Source organism: Peribacillus sp. TE19612, assembly GCF_056279465.1.
Map to the genome: position 1 here is coordinate 1 of NZ_JBWCCL010000015.1, position 22835 is coordinate 22835.

General features: G+C 43.6%; 18 protein-coding genes. 4 read left to right on the forward strand and 14 right to left on the reverse strand.

From position 1 onward, the window contains the following. Window positions 1-273: hypothetical protein (locus ACZ9AO_RS22100; RefSeq protein WP_476110477.1), on the forward strand; the 273-nt coding region annotated here is incomplete at its 5' end. Between the two features lie 94 nt (window positions 274-367). On the opposite strand, the gene uvrA is transcribed toward ACZ9AO_RS22100, so the two are convergent. The 4 genes from uvrA to ACZ9AO_RS22120 all read right to left on the reverse strand — a co-directional run bounded on the left by uvrA (window position 368) and on the right by ACZ9AO_RS22120 (window position 7456). Further along, window positions 368-3247 (reverse strand): excinuclease ABC subunit UvrA, encoded by a 2880-nt coding sequence (gene uvrA, locus ACZ9AO_RS22105; RefSeq protein ID WP_034309930.1) that lies wholly within the window; start codon window positions 3245-3247, stop codon window positions 368-370. A gap of 6 nt (window positions 3248-3253) precedes the next feature. After that, the gene (gene uvrB / locus ACZ9AO_RS22110; protein WP_034311616.1) at window positions 3254-5239 is read right to left on the reverse strand and encodes an excinuclease ABC subunit UvrB; all 1986 of its coding nucleotides are present in this window, start codon (window positions 5237-5239) and stop codon (window positions 3254-3256) included. 219 nt (window positions 5240-5458) lie between these two features. Continuing rightward, the gene (locus tag ACZ9AO_RS22115; protein ID WP_034309928.1) at window positions 5459-5689 is read right to left on the reverse strand and encodes a CsbA family protein; all 231 of its coding nucleotides are present in this window, start codon (window positions 5687-5689) and stop codon (window positions 5459-5461) included. Window positions 5690-5878: 189 nt separating this feature from the next. Continuing rightward, a complete protein-coding gene (locus tag ACZ9AO_RS22120) occupies window positions 5879-7456 on the reverse strand; it encodes a catalase (protein ID WP_476110479.1) in 1578 nt (525 codons plus the stop codon). Between the two features lie 261 nt (window positions 7457-7717). On the opposite strand from ACZ9AO_RS22120, the gene ACZ9AO_RS22125 reads away from it, so the two are divergent. Beyond that, on the forward strand, window positions 7718-9940 hold the full coding sequence (locus tag ACZ9AO_RS22125; protein WP_476110481.1) for an MMPL family transporter: 2223 nt from the start codon (window positions 7718-7720) through the stop codon (window positions 9938-9940). Between the two features lie 190 nt (window positions 9941-10130). Next, window positions 10131-10664: a YceI family protein gene (locus tag ACZ9AO_RS22130; RefSeq protein ID WP_048684074.1), complete on the forward strand. Its 534-nt coding sequence runs from the start codon at window positions 10131-10133 to the stop codon at window positions 10662-10664. Window positions 10665-10720: 56 nt separating this feature from the next. Here ACZ9AO_RS22130 and ACZ9AO_RS22135 read toward each other — a convergent pair whose 3' ends face one another. Next, window positions 10721-11776, reverse strand: coding sequence for a FecCD family ABC transporter permease (locus ACZ9AO_RS22135; RefSeq protein ID WP_476110483.1), 1056 nt, complete (start codon window positions 11774-11776; stop codon window positions 10721-10723). Continuing rightward, a complete protein-coding gene (locus tag ACZ9AO_RS22140; protein ID WP_476110485.1) occupies window positions 11773-12777 on the reverse strand; it encodes a FecCD family ABC transporter permease in 1005 nt (334 codons plus the stop codon). The genes ACZ9AO_RS22135 and ACZ9AO_RS22140 overlap by 4 nt, the downstream gene beginning before the upstream one ends. A gap of 190 nt (window positions 12778-12967) precedes the next feature. Between ACZ9AO_RS22140 and ACZ9AO_RS22145 the strand changes: the two genes are divergently transcribed. Beyond that, window positions 12968-13957: an ABC transporter substrate-binding protein gene (locus tag ACZ9AO_RS22145; protein ID WP_161922094.1), complete on the forward strand. Its 990-nt coding sequence runs from the start codon at window positions 12968-12970 to the stop codon at window positions 13955-13957. A gap of 67 nt (window positions 13958-14024) precedes the next feature. On the opposite strand, the gene ACZ9AO_RS22150 is transcribed toward ACZ9AO_RS22145, so the two are convergent. From ACZ9AO_RS22150 to prfB, 8 genes are all read right to left on the reverse strand, one after another. Next, window positions 14025-15218, reverse strand: a complete 1194-nt coding sequence (locus ACZ9AO_RS22150; RefSeq protein WP_476110488.1) for a PDZ domain-containing protein — start codon at window positions 15216-15218, stop codon at window positions 14025-14027. 192 nt (window positions 15219-15410) lie between these two features. Then, complete coding sequence (locus ACZ9AO_RS22155; RefSeq protein ID WP_476110489.1) at window positions 15411-16835, reverse strand: S41 family peptidase; 1425 nt, start codon at window positions 16833-16835, stop codon at window positions 15411-15413. A 133-nt stretch (window positions 16836-16968) separates the two neighbouring features. Next, entirely contained in the window at window positions 16969-18363 is a 1395-nt protein-coding gene (locus tag ACZ9AO_RS22160) for a murein hydrolase activator EnvC family protein (RefSeq protein WP_053536837.1), read from the reverse strand. Between the two features lie 94 nt (window positions 18364-18457). After that, entirely contained in the window at window positions 18458-19351 is an 894-nt protein-coding gene (ftsX, locus tag ACZ9AO_RS22165; protein WP_034309901.1) for a permease-like cell division protein FtsX, read from the reverse strand. Beyond that, complete coding sequence (gene ftsE, locus ACZ9AO_RS22170) at window positions 19341-20027, reverse strand: cell division ATP-binding protein FtsE (RefSeq protein WP_202313686.1); 687 nt, start codon at window positions 20025-20027, stop codon at window positions 19341-19343. The genes ftsX and ftsE overlap by 11 nt, the downstream gene beginning before the upstream one ends. A 293-nt stretch (window positions 20028-20320) precedes the next feature. Further along, entirely contained in the window at window positions 20321-20662 is a 342-nt protein-coding gene (gene cccB, locus ACZ9AO_RS22175; protein ID WP_048684058.1) for a cytochrome c551, read from the reverse strand. 49 nt (window positions 20663-20711) lie between these two features. Next, window positions 20712-21575, reverse strand: a complete 864-nt coding sequence (locus tag ACZ9AO_RS22180) for a YitT family protein (RefSeq protein WP_202186933.1) — start codon at window positions 21573-21575, stop codon at window positions 20712-20714. A gap of 155 nt (window positions 21576-21730) precedes the next feature. After that, window positions 21731-22829, reverse strand: a protein-coding gene (prfB, locus tag ACZ9AO_RS22185; protein WP_223255851.1) for a peptide chain release factor 2 whose coding sequence is annotated in 2 segments (ribosomal slippage) — window positions 21731-22765 and window positions 22767-22829 — 1098 coding nt in all. Because the reading frame shifts where the segments join, the coding sequence is not laid out codon by codon here. Between the last annotated feature and the right edge of the window lie 6 nt (window positions 22830-22835).

Here is a 22835-nt window from a genome sequence, read left to right on the forward strand (position 1 = left end):
TCGTACAATGAATATTTTCTGTTCGGCAGAAAAATTAGCCATAAAAAACACCCCGTAAATGTTAGTTTGGTGTCTAACATTTACGGGGCAGTTCAAGTTTGCCTGCAGTTTTTATTTAAAAACGTTCCAATTGATTTCAGAAATCCGCTCCTCGCCGACTGTCTGCCAAGCCTCCTCACTGCAAGCGGCTGTGGGGTATTGGCTAGCCAGTTATTCGGCAGGAGTGTCGCAAATTTCTTCAATCCAATAAGGATTACTGTAAAAAACCATTAAGGATAATCTAGTCTTGTTTTAAAATCATGGTTCGGCATTAGACCGTTCCGAACCCTTTTGTCTAAAACCTTAACAAGCCTGACGGCTTGTTCTTTTAAGCATGTTCATGCTCCGTTTCTTTTTCTTCAATCCAATTTTCCATACGAATTTGATCACGGGTAAGTACTGGTTTTAAGTATTTTCCCGTATACGATTCAGAAACTTCACATATTTTTTCAGGTGTTCCATAAGTGACGATCGTACCGCCCTTATCTCCGCCTTCCGGTCCCAGGTCAATAATATGGTCCGCCGTCTTGATGACATCCAGATTATGTTCGATCACCAAAACTGTATCCCCATTGTCAACCAGCCGCTGCAGCACCTGGAGCAGCCTTGCTATATCGTGGACATGAAGTCCGGTAGTCGGTTCATCCAAGATATAAAATGAGCGCCCAGTGGAACGGCGATGCAATTCAGAAGCGAGTTTCACCCTTTGCGCTTCACCGCCTGATAAAGTGGTGGCAGGCTGTCCAAGCTTGATGTAACCCAAACCAACGTCATAAATCGTTTGTAGCTTCCGTTTGATTTTTGGGATATTTTCAAAGAAACTAACGCCTTCCTCGACTGTCATATCGAGGATGTCGGATATGTTTTTCCCTTTATATTTCACTTCAAGTGTTTCTCGGTTATAACGCTTACCATGACAGATTTCACATGGGACATATACGTCTGGGAGAAAATGCATTTCAATCTTGATAATGCCATCACCACGGCATGCTTCACAGCGGCCGCCCTTCACATTGAAACTGAACCTGCCCTTTTTATAACCGCGTATCTTCGCTTCATTAGTCGAGGCAAATACGTCACGAACATCATCGAATACACCCGTATAGGTAGCTGGATTCGATCGTGGGGTCCTGCCAATTGGTGATTGGTCAATATCAATGACTTTATCTAAATGCTCAACGCCCTTAATCTCTCGGAAATCGCCTGGTCTGGCTTTTGCCCGATTCAGCTTTTGAGCCAAAGATTTATGGAGGATCTCATTCACTAAAGTACTTTTCCCTGAACCGGAGACTCCTGTAACGGCTGTGAAGACCCCAAGCGGGAATTTGACATTAACGTTTTTCAGATTATTTTCCTTGGCACCTTTTATCTCAATGACACGGCCATCATTTTTCCGGCGTTCCAATGGCAATGGAATGAATTTCTTCCCTGCCAAATATTGACCCGTTAAGGATTTAGGATCATTCATGACCTCTTCCGGAGTACCAGCAGCCACTATTTCTCCTCCATGCGCTCCAGCACCTGGACCAACATCGATCAAATAGTCCGCAGCAATCATCGTATCTTCATCATGCTCGACAACAATCAGGGTGTTCCCGATTTCGCGCATATTCTTCAATGTTTCGATCAATCGATCGTTATCCCTCTGATGCAGCCCTATTGAAGGTTCATCCAAAATATAGAGGACTCCCGTTAAACGGGAACCGATCTGCGTCGCCAATCTTATACGCTGCGCTTCACCGCCGGATAATGTTCCCGCTGCCCTGCTCAACGTCAAATATTCCAAACCTACATTAGCCAGGAAACCGAGCCGCTCACGAATTTCACGTAAAATCAATCTCGCAATTGCCGCTTCCTTTTCAGTCAAATCAAGCTCATCGAAAAATACCAACGCATCTTCCACTGATAAAGCTGTCGTTTCACTTATATGGACCCCTTGAATGAGCACGGAAAGACTCTCTTTCTTCAATCGATGACCCTTACAGGTTGGACAGTGATGTTCTGACATGTATTTCTGCATTTGCTCACGAATATAGTCTGAACTCGTCTCCTTGAAGCGCCTTTCGATGTTTCTTAAAACTCCTTCAAAAGGAATATAGCCTTCTTGCACTCTTCCAAAATCATTTTTATAACGGAAATATATCTTATCTTTACCTGAACCAAGCAAGACCTTATCCATCTTCTCTTCCGGTAAGTCTTTAACGGGCACATCCATATCTATTCCATAATGGTTGGCCACCGCTTCAAGGAGCTGAGGATAATATTGAGAACTCGTCGGCTCCCATGGCGCAATCGCATGTTGACGGAGGCTTAATTCGTTATTCGGGATGACGAGATCACGGTCCACCTCAAGCCTCGCCCCCAAGCCATCACAATCCGGGCAGGCCCCGAACGGGCTATTGAAGGAAAACATCCTCGGCTCTAACTCTTCAATCGAAAATCCGCAGTATGGACAAGCATGATGTTCACTGAAAAGCAGCTCTTCCTCACCCATTACGTCAATGATGACTTTGCCTTCGCCAAGCTGCAAAGCACTTTCCAATGAATCTGCAAGCCTGGCCATGATCCCCTCTTTAATAACGATCCGGTCAATGATGACTTCAATCGAATGTTTCTTATTTTTTTCGAGAGTGATTTCCTCACTGAGATCATGCATTTCCCCGTTCACACGAATGCGGACATAACCTTGTTTCTTAACATCCTCCAAAACTTTCGCATGTGTCCCTTTTCTGCCTGAGACGAGCGGTGCCAATACCTGAAGCTTGGTTCTCTCAGGGTAATCAAGAATGCGGTCCACCATTTGTTCGATCGTTTGTGAGGTGATTTCAATATTATGGATCGGACAGGTCGGCCTGCCGACCCGTGCAAATAACAGCCTTAAATAATCATAGATCTCCGTAACAGTCCCTACGGTTGAACGAGGATTCCGACTGGTCGTTTTCTGGTCTATGGAAATGGCTGGTGACAAACCTTCGATCGCATCGACATCCGGTTTATCCACTTGGCCTAAGAATTGACGAGCATAAGCGGACAGTGATTCTACATAACGTCTTTGCCCTTCTGCATAAATCGTATCAAAAGCCAAGGAAGACTTTCCAGATCCGGATAATCCGGTCAGCACAACAAGTTTGTCTCTCGGTATCGTGATATCAATATTCTTTAAATTGTTGGCCCTGGCGCCTTTTATCACAATTTTATCCATTGCCATGTTTCGTCACCCTTCCGCTTTTAACTCTAGTAATAAATCACGCAGCTCGGCAGCTCGCTCGAAGTCCAGTGCCTTTGCCGCTTCCTTCATTTCTTTTTCCATGCTTGCCATCACTTTTAAACGCTCTTTTTTAGGGAGCTTCGCAAGGCTTGGTGCAAGATCTTCCTTATACTCTTCGCCTTCTTCGGCTACATGCGTCGCCCTTATGGAGTCACGGATATCCTTTTGAATGGTTTGAGGCATTATTCCATGCTCTTCATTATACTTCTCCTGGATTTCACGGCGCCGCCTCGTTTCATTGATGGCAAGTTCCATCGAATTCGTGATGCGGTCTGCATACATGATGACATGGCCGTTGGCATTACGGGCTGCACGGCCCATCGTTTGAATAAGCGAACGTTCCGAGCGAAGGAACCCTTCCTTATCGGCATCCAGAATGGTCACTAACGACACTTCCGGAATATCCAGACCTTCCCTTAAAAGGTTGATTCCAACGAGTACATCATATTTGCCCATTCGGAGTTCCCGGATGATTTCTATCCTTTCCAAGGTCTTCACTTCCGAATGAAGATATTGGACCTTGATGCCGATTTCCTTTAAATAATCAGTTAAATCTTCAGACATCTTTTTCGTCAAGGTCGTTATGAGCACACGCTCGTTCTTTTTGACGCGCTCCTGTATTTCACCGATCAGGTCATCTATCTGCCCTTCAATCGGTCGCACTTCTACCGTCGGATCCAGCAATCCGGTAGGACGGATGATTTGCTGAACCATTTCTGGTGTATGTTCGAGTTCATATGGTCCCGGAGTTGCCGAAACGAATATGGATTGATGGACCTTTTTTTCAAATTCTTCAAACCTTAGCGGGCGGTTATCTTTCGCAGACGGCAGACGGAAGCCATGGTCGACGAGCACTTGCTTCCGCGCCTGATCTCCATTGAACATTCCGCGGATTTGCGAAAGGGTTACATGTGATTCATCCACGACCAATAGGAAATCCTCTGGAAAGTAATCTATTAAAGTGTATGGTGTCGCACCTGAGGGACGAAGCGTCAAATGGCGGGAATAGTTCTCGATACCTGAACAAAAGCCCATTTCCCGCATCATTTCCAAATCATAGCGGGTCCGCTGCTCCAAGCGCTGTGCTTCAAGGAGCTTTTCATCTTCCCTTAATTCCTTCAGTCTCTCTTCCAGTTCCGTTTCGATATTTTGAATGGCTATCCGCATTTTCTCTTCGCGGGTTACGAAGTGGGAAGCCGGGAAAATGGCGATATGTTCCCGTTCACCGGTAATTTCACCGGTCAGGGCATCAACTTCACGGATACGGTCAATCTCATCCCCGAAAAACTCGACCCGTACACAATGTTCATCACGAGAGGCCGGGAAAATTTCGACGACGTCGCCGCGAACGCGGAAGGTCCCCCGTTGGAAAGCAATATCATTCCTCTCATATTGAATATCCACGAGTCTGTGCAGCAAGGCATTCCGGTCTATTTCCATGCCAGTTCGGAGGGAAACGACCATCTCCCGGTACTCTTCAGGAGAACCGAGTCCATATATGCACGAAACACTGGCAATGATGATGACATCTTTCCTTTCGAACAATGATGATGTGGCCGAGTGACGCAGTTTATCGATTTCATCATTGATGCTTGCATCTTTTTCGATGAATGTATCCGTGGATGGAACATAAGCCTCTGGCTGGTAGTAATCATAATAGCTAACGAAGTATTCGACGGCATTATTAGGGAAGAACTCTTTGAACTCACTGTAAAGCTGCCCTGCCAACGTTTTATTGTGGGCAATGACAAGAGTCGGTTTATTGATCTTTTGGATCACATTGGAAACGGTGAACGTTTTTCCTGTACCCGTTGCCCCCAATAACGTCTGCATTTCCTTGCCTTCCTTAATCCCTTCGACCAGCATTTCAATTGCTGCCGGCTGATCTCCTTGAGGAGAGTATTTTGAGACTAACTCAAACTTATCCTTCACCAAGCATGGCCTCCTATTGAAATATTTTTATATGAAAACGGGACATGCCTATATCCCTTCTATTTATTCCGGTTTAATAAAGCATATATACACATTCTACCACAATTGCCTTAAAACAAACCAGCAATAAGCGAACGTCCATTCGATTTTTGTTTTAATGAACTTCATGATGTGTTGAGGGGAATGACTAGTTTGAGTACAAAAAAAGCACCTTTGATGTCAGGCGCTCTTGGATGTACGTTTCATCATTCTTTTTGATAACCAAAAACCCACTGTCAGGGATAAGGCATCGACGATGATCAATAAGTTTGTATGCGTATAACCTTTATATGCGGAAGCTGTAATCAAGGCAACAGTTAAAACAAGGCCTACGACATTGTTATAGGTGACTCTTGAAAATAGCATGACAAGTAGACAAGGAAGGAAAAGGGCAGAAAGAATTTTAATCATTTTTTCATCTCCTTTATAAGAGAAAAATAGAGTAGTTTCAGTTTAAATGATTATGAAGTTTTTTGCCAATCAATTTCCTGCTTGATTTTCAAGGCATCCTTGGAAGAGCATCCACACATCCATCAATTATGCCCAATAAAAAAAAGAGGCAAACCCCTTTATAAGGAAGTTCGCTTCTTTTCAGTTCAATCAATACGGATCCGCTTCATGCCCTTTTCTAACGGCGTCCTCAGGGTTATCCGTCCCACCCAGTGGTTTTGAAGATTCCGTATGTTCAGATGCCGCGGCCAGTCCCTCTTTCAACCTGCGGCCATACTCTTCATCGGCCTCTTCGGCAAGTGCTATCATTTTTTCCTGAATGCGCTTGTCGGCAGGAGCCAATGCCGCCACTAAATTGGAAATTAAATCGTCTTTTTCCCAATCCTCGAATTCCCGGAACGTTTCCCCGGCCTGTTTCGTATTGTTTTGGCGATCGATTGTCTCACGGACAAGTTTCCCTTCCACCATAGGTGTATACTCTTTACCCGTTTGATTGGCTTCCTTCAAGCCGCCGACAGTGGATGGTTCGTAGTTGATGTGGGGGCTTTGGCTGCCTCTGCCAACTTCATATTGCATCTGTCCGCCAGTCTGATTCGTGGCAGTTCGTTTCTTTGGAGCATTGATCGGCAGTTGCAAATAATTCGCGCCAACACGGTGACGCTGTGTATCGGAATAAGAGAATGTACGTCCCTGTAACATCTTGTCATCAGAAAAATCCAGTCCATCCACTAGGACACCGGTACCGAATGCAGCCTGTTCGACTTCAGTGAAATAGTCTTCAGGGTTTTTATTCAATACCATCGTACCGACATGCAGCCATGGGAACTCATCTTTCGGCCAGATCTTCGTATCATCCAGCGGATCGAAATCCAACTCAGGATGATCATCATCACTCATGATCTGTACGTTGAGATCCCATTCCGGATAGTCCCCGCGTTCGATCGCTTCATATAGATCCTGTGTGGCATGATTGAAATTCGTAGCTTGAATTTCATTGGCCTCTTGCTGCGTCAGGTTCTTGATTCCTTGTTTCGGTTCCCAATGATACTTGACGAGCACTGCTTTCCCTTCCTCATTCACCCATTTATAAGTATTGACCCCTGATCCTTGCATCATGCGGTAGTTAGCTGGGATGCCCCATGGAGAAAACACAAAGGTAACCATATGGAATGTTTCAGGCGAACTCGAGCAAAAATCGAAAATCCTCCTGCCGTCCTGAATATTCGTGACCGGATCCGGTTTGAATGCATGAATCAAATCCGGGAATTTCATGGCATCACGGATAAAGAAAATTTTCAGGTTATTGCCTACAAGATCCCAGTTTCCATCTTCCGTATAAAATTTAACGGCAAATCCCCTTGGGTCACGTAACGTTTCCGGGGACGTCCCTCCATGAATAACAGATGAAAATCTCACGAATACCGGGGTTTTTTTACCTTCTTCCTGAAAAACCTTCGCTCTCGTATATTTTGAAATCGGCTCGTCCCCCGCTTTACCGGTCGGAACGAAATAACCATGCGCACCTGCACCGCGGGCATGTACAACCCGTTCAGGGATGCGCTCCCTATCGAAGTGGCTGATCTTTTCCAAAAAATCATAGTTCTCAAGTGTACTAGGACCTCTGTTCCCTACAGTTCTCAGACTCTGGTTATTCGTTACCGGGTGTCCTTGCCTATTCGTTAATGTTTCATTCGTTTCATCATTTGTTTTTTTGGATTTATTAGACAAAAAAATCCCTCCTTTGTTAATAAAAGCCACAATAATACTATACTTTCCCCCATTCCCTATATTTAACTCTTCAATCTTCAAAATTTAATTGAAATTAGGTAAATAAGTACTTTTCCCCTATATATCGATGAGCCTATTTTCATGCCATTAACGACTTGAAGCATTTAGTATTTGGAGTGAGCATACCCATTTTTGTATAAGTCAACATCACACCACTATAATGAAATGAGGATAAAAAATTTAAAAAGCGGGGTGCCTTCATTGGACGAATCAATAATAGGAAGACTTGGCAGGATGATGACCGGAAAAACCAGTCGTTGGGTTGTCATTGCCGCATGGATATTTGCAGCAATCGCATTAACCTTTACATTGCCTGCCGTTAATGATCGAACAGCAAATAATGCCTCAGACTTGCCAGAAGACTCGCCTTCTGTCGTGGCTGATGAACTTATTAAAGAAGAGTTTCCAAATTCCTCTGGAATACCTGCCCTGCTTACATGGCATCGGGAAGGTGGACTGACAGAGGCCGACTTGGCTGAAATCCAGTATCTTTCCAAGGAACTGACAGATAACCCATTAACACAGCAATCTTTCTTACCGCCGCTTCATGAAATTCCGTTTCCTGCTCTTAAAGGATCGGTTTCAGAAGATGGAACGACTTTCGTACAGCCGCTTTTCTTTAAAGAAAATACCGAGACTGAAATTCTCGAAAAAAATCTTGAAAGCATTAATGAAGCAGTAACGGAGCGCATTAGAACGGACCCATTCAACGTCCCGACCGATTCAGATGAATTATCCCTTCGAGTGACAGGCCCTGTAGGGATATCAGTCGATGCAACGGGTTTATTTTCAGGTGCTGATTTCAAATTGCTTTTAGCGACAGTAATACTTGTACTTGTCGTATTATTACTCATTTACCGCTCTCCGCTTTTAGCCATAATTCCTTTAATCGGAGTAGGCTTCGCCTATATTGTCACAAGCCCGATCCTTGGCTTCATGGCAGATCATGGTTGGATTACAGTCGATTCACAGGCCATTTCAATCATGACCGTATTATTATTCGGTGCCGGAACGGATTATTGTCTATTTTTAATTTCTCACTATAGAAGTGAATTAAGGAATCATGAAAGCAAACGGAAAGCCATGATTGCCGCATTTAAAGATTCATCAGGCGCCATTGCGATGAGCGGGCTAACGATCGTCATCTCCCTGCTAACATTGCTTGTAGCCAAATACGGAGCCTACCACCGTTTCGCTGTACCATTCAGCTTGTCGATTTTAATCATGATGCTGGCAGCTTTAACACTTGTACCGGCATTGCTTTCTGTATTCGGAAGGGCTTCCTTCTTCCCAATCGTCCCGCGTACACCTGAAATGGAAGAAGCACGGGCCAAGAAAAAGGGAAAAGCAGCCAAAAAGCATAAAGAAGGCCGCATCGGTAACTGGATTGGCCATATCGTCACAACCAAGCCATGGACCGTCATTCTTACATGCCTGATCATCTTCAGTGTTTTAGCTGGATATTCTTCACAAATAAAATATTCATATGATATTCTCTCTTCCTTCCCTGAAGATATGAACTCCCGTGAAGGCTATTCTGTCATTTCCGACTCGTACTCACCGGGCGAACTGGCACCGGCGACAGTGGTTGTCGATACGGCTGGTGAAGAAATTGATTTAGCACCGGCATTAAAAGGGATGGATATTGTTGAAACTGTTGCCGATCCCGTCACAAGTAAATCGAATAAAGATCTGCAATCCTATGAGGTCACATTCAACATCAACCCATATGATATCGAGGCCATAGATTCCATTCCGGAAATCCGCACAATGGCGGAGAAAGAATTGAAGGCCGCCAATATATCTTCCGTTGATGAAAAGGTTTGGGTTGGCGGGCAGACTGCGACTCAATTCGATAAAAGGGATACTGTCAAATCCGATGAATTCATGATCATCCCGATCATCATCGTCCTGATTTCCTTGCTCCTTTTAGCCTACTTGCGATCTGTGACAGCCATGGTGTATTTAATGGGGACAGTCATTCTCTCATTCTTTGCAGCTATGGGCTTAGGTTGGATAATCCTGCACTATTTCATGGGTGTCGATGCGATAGAGGGGACAATTCCACTTTATTCTTTCGTATTCCTTGTCGCACTTGGAGAAGATTATAACATTTTCATGGTTTCAAGCATTTGGCGTAAGAAAGAAACGATACCAATCAAGCAGGCCATCAGAAAGGGCGTTGCCGAAACTAGCGGTGTCATCACCTCCGCCGGAATAATCTTGGCAGCCACTTTTTCCGTTCTAGCCACACTTCCGATTCAAGTATTGGTCCAATTCGGGCTCATTACCGCCCTTGGAGTGTTAATGGACACATTCATTGTGCGCCCGTTCCTTGTTCCTGCAATCACCTCCCTCCTTGGCCGCCGTGCCTTTTGGCCGGGTAAAGTGACCAACCAAGAAGAGAAAGAACAGGCCAATTAATAAAGATGTCCGCTTTACTCTTCTCATAAAAGACCCTGTGCCCCATAAATGCACAGGGTTTTTCATGTTTTCAAAATTAAGGAAAAATTTCAGTTGACACTATTGCTTTCAGCTCTTATAATTACGTTAAGTTAAGATATCTCAAATTAAAGATATATAAATTCAAGATTAATAATCAGGAGGAATAAATATGACAAATACAAAATGGATAGTCGACCCGACTCACAGCGCTATTGAGTTTTCCGTAAAACATATGATGATCGCTAAAGTAAAAGGAAGTTTTAATAAGTTCGAGGCAAGCATTCTAGCAAACCCATCGGATCTAACGACTGCAGAGATTGATTTTACCGTTGATGTGGCTAGTATCGACACACGCAATGCAGACAGGGACAATCACTTGCGTTCCGCTGACTTCTTTGATGTAGAAAAAAACCCTACATTAACATTCAAATCAACAAAAATCGTGAAAACGGATGAAGATGAATACGATGTAACTGGAAATGTGACTCTTAACGGAGTCACACAAGAAGAAACTTTCAACATCACCTTTGAAGGCCAAGGGAAAGATCCATGGGGAAATGAAAAAGCAGGCTTTAGCGGAAAAGGGAAAGTCAAACGCAGTGATTATGGTCTAACATATAATGCGGCATTAGAAACAGGCGGCGTACTGATTGGCGATCAAATCACGCTTACCATCGAAATCGAAGCAGCTAAAGAAGCTTAAAGAAATAAAGAAGCAGCCATCCCTAGGATGACTGCTTTTTTTTGCATGTACCGGAATTACGAATTCCTCGTTTTATATAGTAAATAAATGAAGTATGGTGCCCCGATGCTCGCTGTGAAGACACCAGCCGGTATTTCCAAAGGTGAGAATAAGGTCCGTCCAATCAAATCCGCCACCATAACCAGGATGCCGCCAAGCAAAGCCGAGGTAGGCAGTAACACTCCAAAACTAGAACCAACCAGCCTTCTGGCCATGTGCGGTGCCATTAATCCCACAAATCCTATTCCCCCAGCAAAAGCTGTGGAACCGCCAATCAAGGCTGTACTGATCATCAATAATGTAAACCGCTGTTTTTGGACATGTCCCCCAAGCCCCGTTGCCAGGTCATCCCCTAGCTCCTGTAAATTAATATTTCTGGCATACAGGAAGGCGATTAACAGGAATAAAATCGTCCATGGTGCCAGTACAGCGATATTATTCCAGGTGGAGGTGGACACTGACCCGGTGATCCAAAGGTTTGCCTGGCTCGCTTGATAGACGGGGCCAAGAATCATCATCATCGTAGTGAGCGCCTTCATTAAAGCCATCACCCCAATCCCGATCAACACAAGCCTGATCGGGGGAACCCCATTTTTCCAGGCTAATGAATAAACAAGTAAGGCCACGACTGTCGCCCCAATGAAGGCAGCTAACGGCAGCCAATTGATGCTCACCGTTAATGAATGGTTCTTATCGCTAAAAATGGCCAAGAATCCAACGACCGCTACAGTCGCTCCTCCCGTAATCCCCAAGATATCAGGTGAAGCAAGTGGATTTCGAATCATCCCTTGAAGGATTCCCCCAGCTACAGCAAGGCCCATCCCTACCAACAGGGCAACAATTATTCTAGGCAGGCGGAAAGATTGGATAATAAGCCGGTCGCTCTCCGTCCCCCCTCCGATAAAGACCTGGAGAACACTTAGCGGATTTATATTCATTTCACCCACTCCAGTACTGATTACAAACACTAGTGAAGTGACTAAAAATAATATGAAAATCACGATCATGGCTTTTTTATTGATCAAGAATGATATTTTTTCATTAAACAAACGAAAGCTCTTATATGACTTCATCGACCGCTGAACCCCTTTCTAGCTATATAAATAAAGAATGGGGTCCCGATAATGGCTGTCATGACTCCAACCGGAACTTCTCGAGGCATCAGGATATACCTGGATATGACATCGGCTGCAATCAAAAGCACCGCCCCGAAAAGTCCAGAGAAGGGAATCAACCAGCGATGATCGATGCCTACTATAGAACGGGTAAGATGCGGAACGACGATTCCTATAAAGCCAATCGGACCCGCAACCGCTACTGATCCGCCAGCAAGCAGGATGATTGCCAGCCCCAGGACCAGTTTAAGGAATGCTATATTCAGTCCAAGACCTTTTGCAACATCTTCACCCATGGATAACACATTCATTTTACCGGACATGATCAGGGCAAGGCCCCAGCCTGCGATAAGATAAGGCAGGACGGCAACTAAATTGTCCAGGCTTCTACCTGAAACGGACCCGGCAAGCCAGAATAGGACTTGCTCTAAAAGAGCCTCATTAGAAACAAGAAGACCTTGTGTAAGGGAAGCTACCATCGCCGTCATGGCTGCACCGGCCAATGTCAGCTTCATCGGTGTCAAGCCGCCGCGTCCCATGCCTCCAATCAAATATATGCTTATCGCGGCTATGGCGGCCCCTAGGAATGACAGCCATGTGAATACTTGAAGATTGCTTATCCCAAAAACGGTGACACCTGTGACCACCGCCAATCCCGCCCCGGCATTGACGCCGAATATATCAGGGGAGGCGAGGGGGTTTTTAGTTAGCGTTTGCATCAAAACCCCCGAGATGGCTAAACTTGCACCGATGGCCGAAGCGATCAGGGCACGCGGAAGTCTGACTGATTGAATGACAATGTGTTCATTCGTCCCATTGAAATCGGCAAAAGCATTGATGGCCATTTTCCATGTTGTATCCGTATAACCGTATATAATGCTTGAGCACAGTAAAAACAGCAGCAAAAGAATGGTAATGAACAGCCCCATCCATTTCTGCCATGAATTTTTTAATAACATATCCAGTTACCTTTCCAATCACGTTTGTATATCAGTATTTAATTCAATTGTACTGGCGTTAACAGGATTATGTCAACGAATTTGAGAATCATTTTCAATTATATATTGACAGAAAAGTATATTCATTTTATGATGATGCTGTTAAGTGCGAATGATTATCATTTGCTGACAAATTGGGAGGGATACATAGATGTTTAGATTTAAGTCTTTATTAACGATTTTTACAATATTTGCAGTCTTCCTTTTAGCAGCTTGCGGGAATTCGGATGAAAAGGCCGATGGAAATAAAGCTGAAGACAAGAAAGATGAGAAAAGCTACAAAGTTGAGCATGCCATGGGCACTGCCGAGTTGAAAGAAACGCCTAAAAGAGTCGTCGTTTTAACAAATGAAGGTACTGAAGCATTGATCGCTTTAGGAATTAAACCTGTTGGTGCCGTTCAATCATGGCTTGGTGACCCTTGGTACGACCATATTAAAGATGATATGGATGGGGTCGAAGTTGTTGGTGTTGAACATGAAGTTAATTTAGAGAAAATCGCATCACTGAAGCCTGACTTGATTATCGGAAGCAAGATACGCCAAGAAGCTGTTTATGATAAATTAAATGCAATCGCCCCTACCGTTTTCTCGGAAACGCTAAGAGGAGATTGGAAAGAAAACTTTAAACTATATGCAAAAGCCTTGAACCTTGAAGAAAAAGGTAACGATGTAATTGCGGAATTCGATAAAAACACTGAAGATCTTAAAGCTAAATTGGGTGATAAAGTAAATCAAGAAGTTTCCATTGTTCGTTTCATGGCTGGAACTACTCGTATTTATTACACAGATTCATTCTCTGGAGTGATTTTCGATCAATTAGGATTTAAACGTGCAGAACAACAGAAGGAACTTTTCACTGCAGATAATAAATTAGGCAACCTTGCCATTGAGGTTGGAAAAGAAGTCATCCCTAAAATGGATGGAGATATTCTCTTCTACTTCACTTACGCTCCTGAAGGCGACAAACAAGCCCTAAGCACAGCAAAAGAATGGACGAATGATCCACTTTGGAAAAACCTTGATGCAGTCAAAAACGGAAATGCCCATGAGGTTAGCGACGCAACATGGAATACAGCTGGCGGAGTAATTGCAGCCAATAAAATGCTGGAAGATATAGAAAAAATCATGCTTGAAAAGTAATAACACGTTTCCATTGAAAAAGGCCTTTCCCGATATAATTCGAGAAAGGCCTTTTTATTTTATGTCATTAACCCACTTGTCCGCTTTCCTTCAATTGATCGTCAACGAACAAGAGCCCCAGTTCGTAATGCTCCCCGTCAAATAGAGCTCTTTGCACAAAACGAATCTGTTCATTATTATCGATGACCTCGAGCTTGCAATGTGCCCGGTTTATTTGTAGCGCCCTGTATAACTCTTCTTCTTCCCTGACGACGACCCCATTTATTTTCGAAATGACCTCGCCTTTTTGCAACCCCATTTTATCTGCCGGAGATTGAGGGATAACGCCTAAGATCTGGACACCCAGCTTACTTTTCGAAAAATAAAAAGGAAGCTTTTGATCCATTGCCTTTTGGGAATGATGCAGGAATTCACGGCCAAGGATTGCCAAAACAACCGTTATGATTGCCAATGGAGGGTACCAGTAACCAACTGTCGCCAATACCGTAATCACAATTCCCAATGCCCCTACCTTTTTGCCTTGCGCCTTAATGGCCAGTTCAGGGAGCGTCCCATGAACTTTTTGCTTAAACCCGATTAAAATGGGCAGTACGATCGGCGACAGGGACATGTCCCCGATTGTAAAAACCGGATACCATTCGAAAGGTGCTGGAAGTTGTCCTCCAGGAATCATAACGAACATGGGAATTAGCCAGACTCGCTGTGAAACATACACACCTATCGGCTGCCCCCTTTTGGATACCTCCAAGTGAGGAGAGACCTTTTTACTTCCATTAGCAACAATCAAAAACCCTTCAGCAATCAGTAATAACCCCATTAAAATAACAAGTGTCGGATATACGGACCGATCCAGTTGATTAAGGGCATCCTGAAATAACGTTAGCTCGATATCTCTATCATATAGAAAGAACAGGATAAAGAAAGTGAGCCCCATTGTATAAACGGGGGAAACAAACCTCTTTTTCATGGATAGCATCGCCAAAACCGTAACCACTGCCATGATGGACAGTGCCGCCAAAGGAATGGCGAGTCCGATAGCCAGCGTGAGGAAGGAAAGGATCAATCCCCATACCAATCCTTGGGGCAGCATGGAACGCAGCTCCATGGAAAAACTGTAGATCTTCGTAGTAAAATCATGGCGTTCCCGTTTAACGCGAAGATAGCCGATGAATAAGCAATAGGCAATCGAAACATAAAGCAAAGGGTGAAGGAAAAGTTTTCCTAATCCCATTAAACATGCAATCAGCCAATCCGTTGTCAATTTCTTTCCACCATCCTCAAAAGTAATCAAAGTTTTGTCAAATTTCGTTCTGGTCAGTTACCCCCTATTCTATCAAAAATGTAGCCTCCATGCCTATTAAGATGCAGAAAAAGTAGGTTTATCTCAAGTTAGCAGGCAAGGAACGATTAAATGCAAAAGAGGCACCGCTCCAAGGGGAACGATGCCATCAAATTACTTCACTAAATAATTCAAAGCTGTGCGTAACTGGATATCATTATCTTCATCCTGGATCTTTTCCAGAATGGCGGATTCCAGATGCGCTGCGGTTTTAGCATCCAGCTTACCGGTCACATCCAGGCCGAATTGTTTTTGGAATGCCTTTACTGCAATTTCTGTACTCCAATCAAAATATCCATCCTCACGCCCCGGTTCAAATCCGAGTCCTTTCAGAATGCTTTGGGCATACTGGATTTGTTCATCATTCATATCCCGCTCCAACACCTTCTCAATGGCCAGCTGATGGGCATCAAAATACTCCGGTTGTTTGACTTTGATCGTCGGTTCGATCCCTTTTTTGTGGATCCAGTTCCCTGATGGAGTCAACCACTTATATAACGTAAGTTTAATCTTACTGCCATCACCCATTGGTACAGCTTGCTGTACTGTGCCTTTCCCGAAGGTCTTCTCGCCAACCAATGGATAGCCTCCCGCCTCTTGCATGGCGCCAGCCAGGATTTCCGAGGCTGAGGCGCTGCCTTTATCCGTCAAGACGGCAATGGGATAACTTTTCGCTTTCTTAAGGCTTGTGAAAAACGATTGTGTTTCCCCCGTTCTTTCTGCAATTTGCAAATAGGGCTTGTCTTTTGTGATGAACTCGCCAAGAATCGTTTCCACACTGGAAAGAAGGCCGCCTGGATTGCCGCGTACATCTATGACCAAGCCCTTGATTCCCATCTTTTCCAGCTTCTTCATCTGCTTTTTGAAATCACTTGCAGTATTTTCCGAGAATGTGGTCAACTCGATATAACCGATTTGTTCTCCGCCGACTTCCTTAATTGATGAAAATACGGTATCCAATGGAATTTCGGCACGCACCATATTGAATTCAAGTGGATTATCAATCCCTGCCCGCTTTATTTCCATTTTGACGGGTGATCCTTTTTCGCCGCGGATTTTCAGGCGTGTTTCATACAGATCCAACCCTTCTACACTTTCACCATTCACCTTGAGGATTTGATCTTTCGGCTTTAATCCAGCTTTTTCAGCAGGCGAGTCTTTGTAAGGAGAAACAATTATGACCTTACCATCTTCCATTCCGATTTCAGTCCCGATCCCTTCAAAAGAGGAGTCCAGGGTTTCATTGAATTGCTTAGCGGTCTCCTTGTCCATATATACGGAATAAGGATCTTTCAGCGCTGACAGCATGCCTTGGATGGCACCCTCCACCAGGTTGGAGCCGTCCACCTGTTCTACATACTGACTTACGATCAAGCCGTAAGCTTGTTCCACTTTTGCCCATTCCTTATCCTTCGATATTTCTTGGCTTTCATCCTTTGCTTCATTCTTGGCCGGAAGGCTTGTCCAATATATGCCCCCGACTGCTCCAATGGCAAGTGACATGATGATTACTAGAGGAAGCACCCATTTTTTGACCATATTTATCCCCATTTCTGACCTGATATGTATTTCACTATATGAGCGTAATGGAAAGAATATGCTTATAGAAAACCACATAAAAAAACAGACCAGGAATTTATCCTGGTCTGTTTTTCGTTTGATATATTGGGTATTAATTAGGTATATAGTTTAATGGATTAACAGCATTTGACTTGCTATAATTCCATGGTCCTTTATGTAGTTCAAAGTGTAAATGCTGACCATATGAATGTCCTGTGTTACCCATGATGCCAATTTGTTGACCTTTGGCAACTACAGCACCTTCGCTTGCTTGTCTAGAACTTAAGTGTGCATACACAGTAGTCCATTGCTGACCGCCGATCGAATGGGTAACGAAGATGACGTTACCGTATGAACTTGAGAAGTAAGAACGGCTTACGACTCCGTCGGCTGCAGCTACAATTGGAACCGTTCCGCTAGCAGCGATATCGATGCCGGCATGCTGTTTATTCCAACGTTCACCCATTGTTGAAGATACATATCCTGCACTAGGTCTAGTGAAAGTACCCGATGATACGGCTGGCGCTTGACTTACATTAGACGAAGCCGGTGAAGATGATGATGAACTGTTGCTTTTTGCACTATATCCTGAAGAAGTGGATTGTTTTTTTGATTCAGATGCTTGTGATGCTGCTTGTGATGCTGCTTGTGCAGCCGCTTGTGCCGCTTCTTGCTCTGCACGTTTTTTCGCTTCGGCTGCCGCTTTTTTACGAGCTGCTTCCAATTCGGCAAGACGTTGATGTTCTAAGCTTATGGCTGATTTGATGGCTTTTTCTTGAGCGGCAAGATTCGCTTTTTCTTCCTCTAGACCCATCTTCTCATGTTCATGCTTTTCGGTTTGTTGCTTTAATTTTTTAACCAATGCATCCTTTTCTTGCTTCTGCTGTTTTTGTTGCTTTTGAATTTCCAATAGTTCAGCTTTTGCCACTTCTAAACTGGCAAGCTTCGTTTCAACAGCTTTTTGCTTTTCTTCCAGATCCTTTTTATCCAGCTCATGCTGCTTTAAAATATCGCGGTCGGCTTCAGCGATTGTCGCTACAGCTCCGACACGGTCAACTAAATCCCCAAAACTGGATGATCCGAATAATACTTCAAGGTAGTTCACGTCCCCCCCAGTCTCCTGGAAAGAGAGTGCCCTTTCCTTCAATACTTCATTACGTTTGGCGATCCGCTCTTTTAATACTTTAATCTCTTCTTTCAATGCCTCGATTTCTTTTTTCGTTTGTGTAATTTCGGCATTTTTAGCATCGATTTTTTTTGCGGACTCTGCGATTTTCGCTTCAATGGCAGCGATTTGGTCTTCTGCTGTCATTTGTTTATCCTGCAGGCTATCGATTTTCTTTTCCGTGTCGGAAATATTCGATTCAACACCTGAACGTTTTTCCTGGATGGATTCTTTCTGTTTTTCTAAATCCGAAATAGACTCAGCATAAACCGAAGGTGCCGCTAGAATGCTTCCCAACCCGATCATGATGGAGGCATTCATGGCAATGATATTTTTTTTCACGTTTCATTTCCCCTTTCAACCCGTTACATCCTTGCCTTGTAACGTCTCTCTATTTATGTCTGGCTACTTTTGGCTTTCGAGTAAAGATACAATTTTATACTTTCAAGAACTTCCTGACGGACATCAAGCTGCCCCATATTCCGATAACCGCACCAATTACGATGAGGATGGCCGATACTTGATAAATAAACGGATTTGCAGGCAAGAAATCTATGAATTTGAACGTAATCTGCGGTGCTGCATATTTATAAAGATTATAGTAGAGTACTGCAATCAGACCTATCGGAATGATTGAACCGAGGACTCCCAACCAAAGTCCTTCCAAGAAGAATGGCCAACGGATGAATGTATTCGTCGCTCCTACCAATCTCATGATCTCAATTTCTTTTCTTCTGGCTACAATGGTAATTTTAATCGTATTCGAAATCAGGAACATTGCAGTAAATAGTAAGCCTACAATAAGAACGATCCCTATGTTTCTAGCAATATTAACAAAGCTGAATAGTTTCTCGACGTACCCTTGTCCATATTTAACACTTTGGATATATTCCATACCTTCGATCTTTTTTGCCACCTTGATGACATCTTGCGGAGATTTCGTTTTGATAACATAAACGTCCCTTAATGGGTTATCCTGTTCAAATGGTTTAAAAGCCTCACCATTATCTCCTAGATCATCTATTAAATTAGTAAGCTCTTCATCTTTTGGAGAGAAAATCACTGATTCGATGCCGTTTATCTCCGTAATTTGCTTACCTATAGCTTTTATATCGTCATCATTCGCCGCATTATCAATATGTGCACGAACTTCGACATCTTTCTCCACATTTCCCGCGATATGATTTAAATTCATCATGAGCACTAAAAAGACGCCAACCAAAGTTAGAGTGACCGTTACTGCACTGACTGAAGCAAACGTCATCCATCCATTACGGCCAATATTTTTAAAACTTTCACGGAAGTGACGGAGCAATGTTCTAAATTTCATATCCGTAATCACCTCGATGTTCATCGCGAACTATTTTTCCACTTTCAATGGCAATGACACGTCGTTTAATATTGTTGACGATGTCCCTATTATGTGTGGCCATGACAAGTGTAGTTCCGCGTTTATTAATTTCTTCGAATATGTTCATGATTTCCCATGATGTTTCGGGATCAAGATTACCTGTAGGCTCGTCGGCTATGACTACCTTGGGATCATTGACGATCGAACGGGCTATTGCAACCCTTTGCTGTTCCCCACCAGATAACTCGGAAGGAAGCATTCTCGCTTTATGTTTAATGCCAACCAGATCAAGGACTTCCATGACTCTCTTTTTGATTTCTTCTGGGTCCTTTTCAATAACTTCCATGGCAAAAGCAACATTTTCATATGCAGTGAATGTTTGAAGGAGTTTAAAATCTTGGAATACCATACCGATATTACGGCGGAATAGAGGAACTTTCGAATTGCGGATACTTGGCAGGCTTACTCCATTCACCAAGATATTACCGCTTGTAGGCTTTTCTTCCCTATACATCATTTTGATGAAGGTCGATTTTCCGGCACCGCTCGGACCCACTACATAAACGAATTCGCCTGGCTTTATTTTCACATTGATACCATTAATGGCAATTACGCCATTTGGATATGTCTTTTTCACATCTATCATTTCTATCATTCTAAAACCACCTAATTTGCTTGGATTATCACTATGTATCTACAGCTTTTCGACAATTTTCACTGAAATCTGACAGGAATCTCTCTTACTTGAGCACAGAAACATTATAACATCATATTTTGTCAAATTAAGCATAAAAAATATTACAGTTTCATTTCAGTTAGACATATATCAACATCTATGTAATAATTCCAGGATTTTGATTGCTTGGTAAGGGGTTGATCGTGAGTTGTTTCGAGGGTTTAATGGAGGTTAAATGAAACGTCCCGCTAAGCAGAACGTTTCATTAATCATTATTTATGTTCAGCAAGCCATTCAGCGACCATGCTCGCTTCCTTGCCCTTGATTATACCTTTTGGCATTCCGCCTTGACCATTGGCAATGACTTTTTCAATGTCTTCTTTTGATAGCTTGGAGCCTACCTTCGTCAAGTTCGGTCCCACGCCGCCTTCAAGATTCACTGCATGGCAGCTTGAACATTTGTTTTCATAAATTTTTGCGGCATCACCGGCACCTGCCGTAGTCGTTTCGTTATTTTCACTTGCAGGCTCTTTATCTGCAGCATCATCGTTCCCACCGCATGCAGCCAAGGCCAAAGAAGTACCCAGAACTAAAGCTAACCACTTCATTTTCATTGAACTTACCCCCTCTGATTTATACCAGCACAAGAACATTATACCAATTTCAATCCAGTTTAAAACCCTCCCCAAGTACCTCCGATGCGTCCATTACAATTACAAACGCTTTAGGGTCAACGAGTTTCACCAATTGTTTCAATTTGGTGAATTCCGACTGGTCTATTACACACATCAAAATTGGACGAGTATCATCCGTATAGCCGCCATACCCGGAGATGCCTGTTACACCCCGGTCCAGCTCATGTATGATAGCATCCCTTACTTCCATTTCTTTATTCGTGATGATCAGTGACATCTTCGAACGGTTCAATCCAATCTGGACGAGGTCGATCGTCTTGCTTGTCACATATAGTCCAATCAATGCATAAAGGCCTTTTTCAATATCAAAAACGATGGCAGCACTTAAAACGATGATTCCATCAATGACAGCCACACAGGTCCCCAATGACAGATGGGTATACTTATGGAAAATCTGTGCCGCCAAATCGGTCCCCCCTGTGGAACCCTTGCCGCGAAAGACGATTCCCAGCCCAAGCCCGACCATCATCCCCCCGCAAATCGAACCAAGCAATGCATCATTCGTCCATGCCTCCCAATCCTTTGTCAGAAATACCACTAAAGGCAGAAACAGGGTTCCAATCAGGCTTTTCGCTCCGAAATGCCTTCCGAGGACAATAAGCCCCGCAATAAACAAAGGGATATTAAAACCCCAAAGAACATAAGCCGGCTCCCAACCGAGAGTTGAATCGAGAATCGTGCTAATCCCGCTGACCCCTCCGGATGCGACCTGGTTAGGCAGTAAAAACACATTAAAACCAATGGCAATTATGGACGAACCGACAATCACCAATCCATACTCCGTTAACTTTTGAATGAAAGGGTGCCTCTGCTCCCGGTATCTTCTCTTCATTTTGCATAAGTCTCCTCGAACCATCATTATTATCTAGTATTGGCCGAACGAGATAGAGCATCCCTTTTCAATCCTGTAAATGTCAGCCAGAAGATTCGTTAAAAAGGAAATCATAAAAAAAGCCGGACCGGGGAAACCGGTCCGACTGGCTGATCTTATAATTTTGAGCGCAAGTACGCATCAATGAACATATCGATATCCCCATCCATGACAGCTCCCAAGTTTCCGGTCTCCGCACTGGTACGGTGATCTTTAACCATGGAATACGGATGGAAAACATAAGAACGAATTTGGCTTCCCCAGCCAATTTCCTTTTGCTCCCCGCGGATTTCATCCAATTCCGCTTGTTGCTGTTCAATTTCACGTTGATACAATTTGGCTTTCAGCATATTCATGGCCTGGGCCTTATTTTTGATTTGAGATCTCTCGTTTTGGCACGTTACCACGGTGTTCGTAGGTAAATGGGTGATCCGGACCGCTGAGTCCGTTGTATTTATATGCTGACCACCTGCACCACTTGCCCGGTACGTATCGATTTTCAAATCTTCCGTGCGTACTTCTATATTGATCGTCTCATCGAATTCCGGCATGACTTCACATGAAACGAATGAAGTGTGGCGTCGTCCTGAGGAATCGAAAGGAGAAATACGGACAAGACGGTGTACCCCTTTTTCCGCTTTCAAATAACCATAGGCGTTATGGCCTTTGAAAATTAAAGTGACACTCTTGATCCCAGCTTCATCACCTGGAAGGTAATCAAGGGTTTCCACTTTAAAGCCTCTTTTTTCACCCCATCTTGTATACATGCGCAACAGCATGGAACCCCAATCCTGGGACTCCGTACCGCCTGCACCAGGATGCAGTTCAAGAATGGCATTTTTTGAGTCATATTCTTCACTTAATAAAAGTTGAAGTTCAAAGTCATTCATCTTTTGTGCAAGAACCGTGATTTCTTCTTCCAGCTCCGCTAAAAGTTCTTGATCATTCTCCTCTTTCACTAATTCATATGTCAAATCAAGATTTTCATATGATTCATTCAGGTCGGACAATTGATTGACTTGTTCTTTCAAAGCATTCGTTTCATTGATGACAGTTTGTGCTTTTTGCTGATCATTCCAAAAATCGGGATGTGTCATCTCATTTTCCAGCTGTGCGATTCGTGCCTCTTTTTCATCTAAGTCAAAGAGACCCCCTAAAGTCCGTTAATCGTTGCGCTGTCCGTTCAAGTTCATTTCTTATTTCTGCTAATTCCATTTCTCT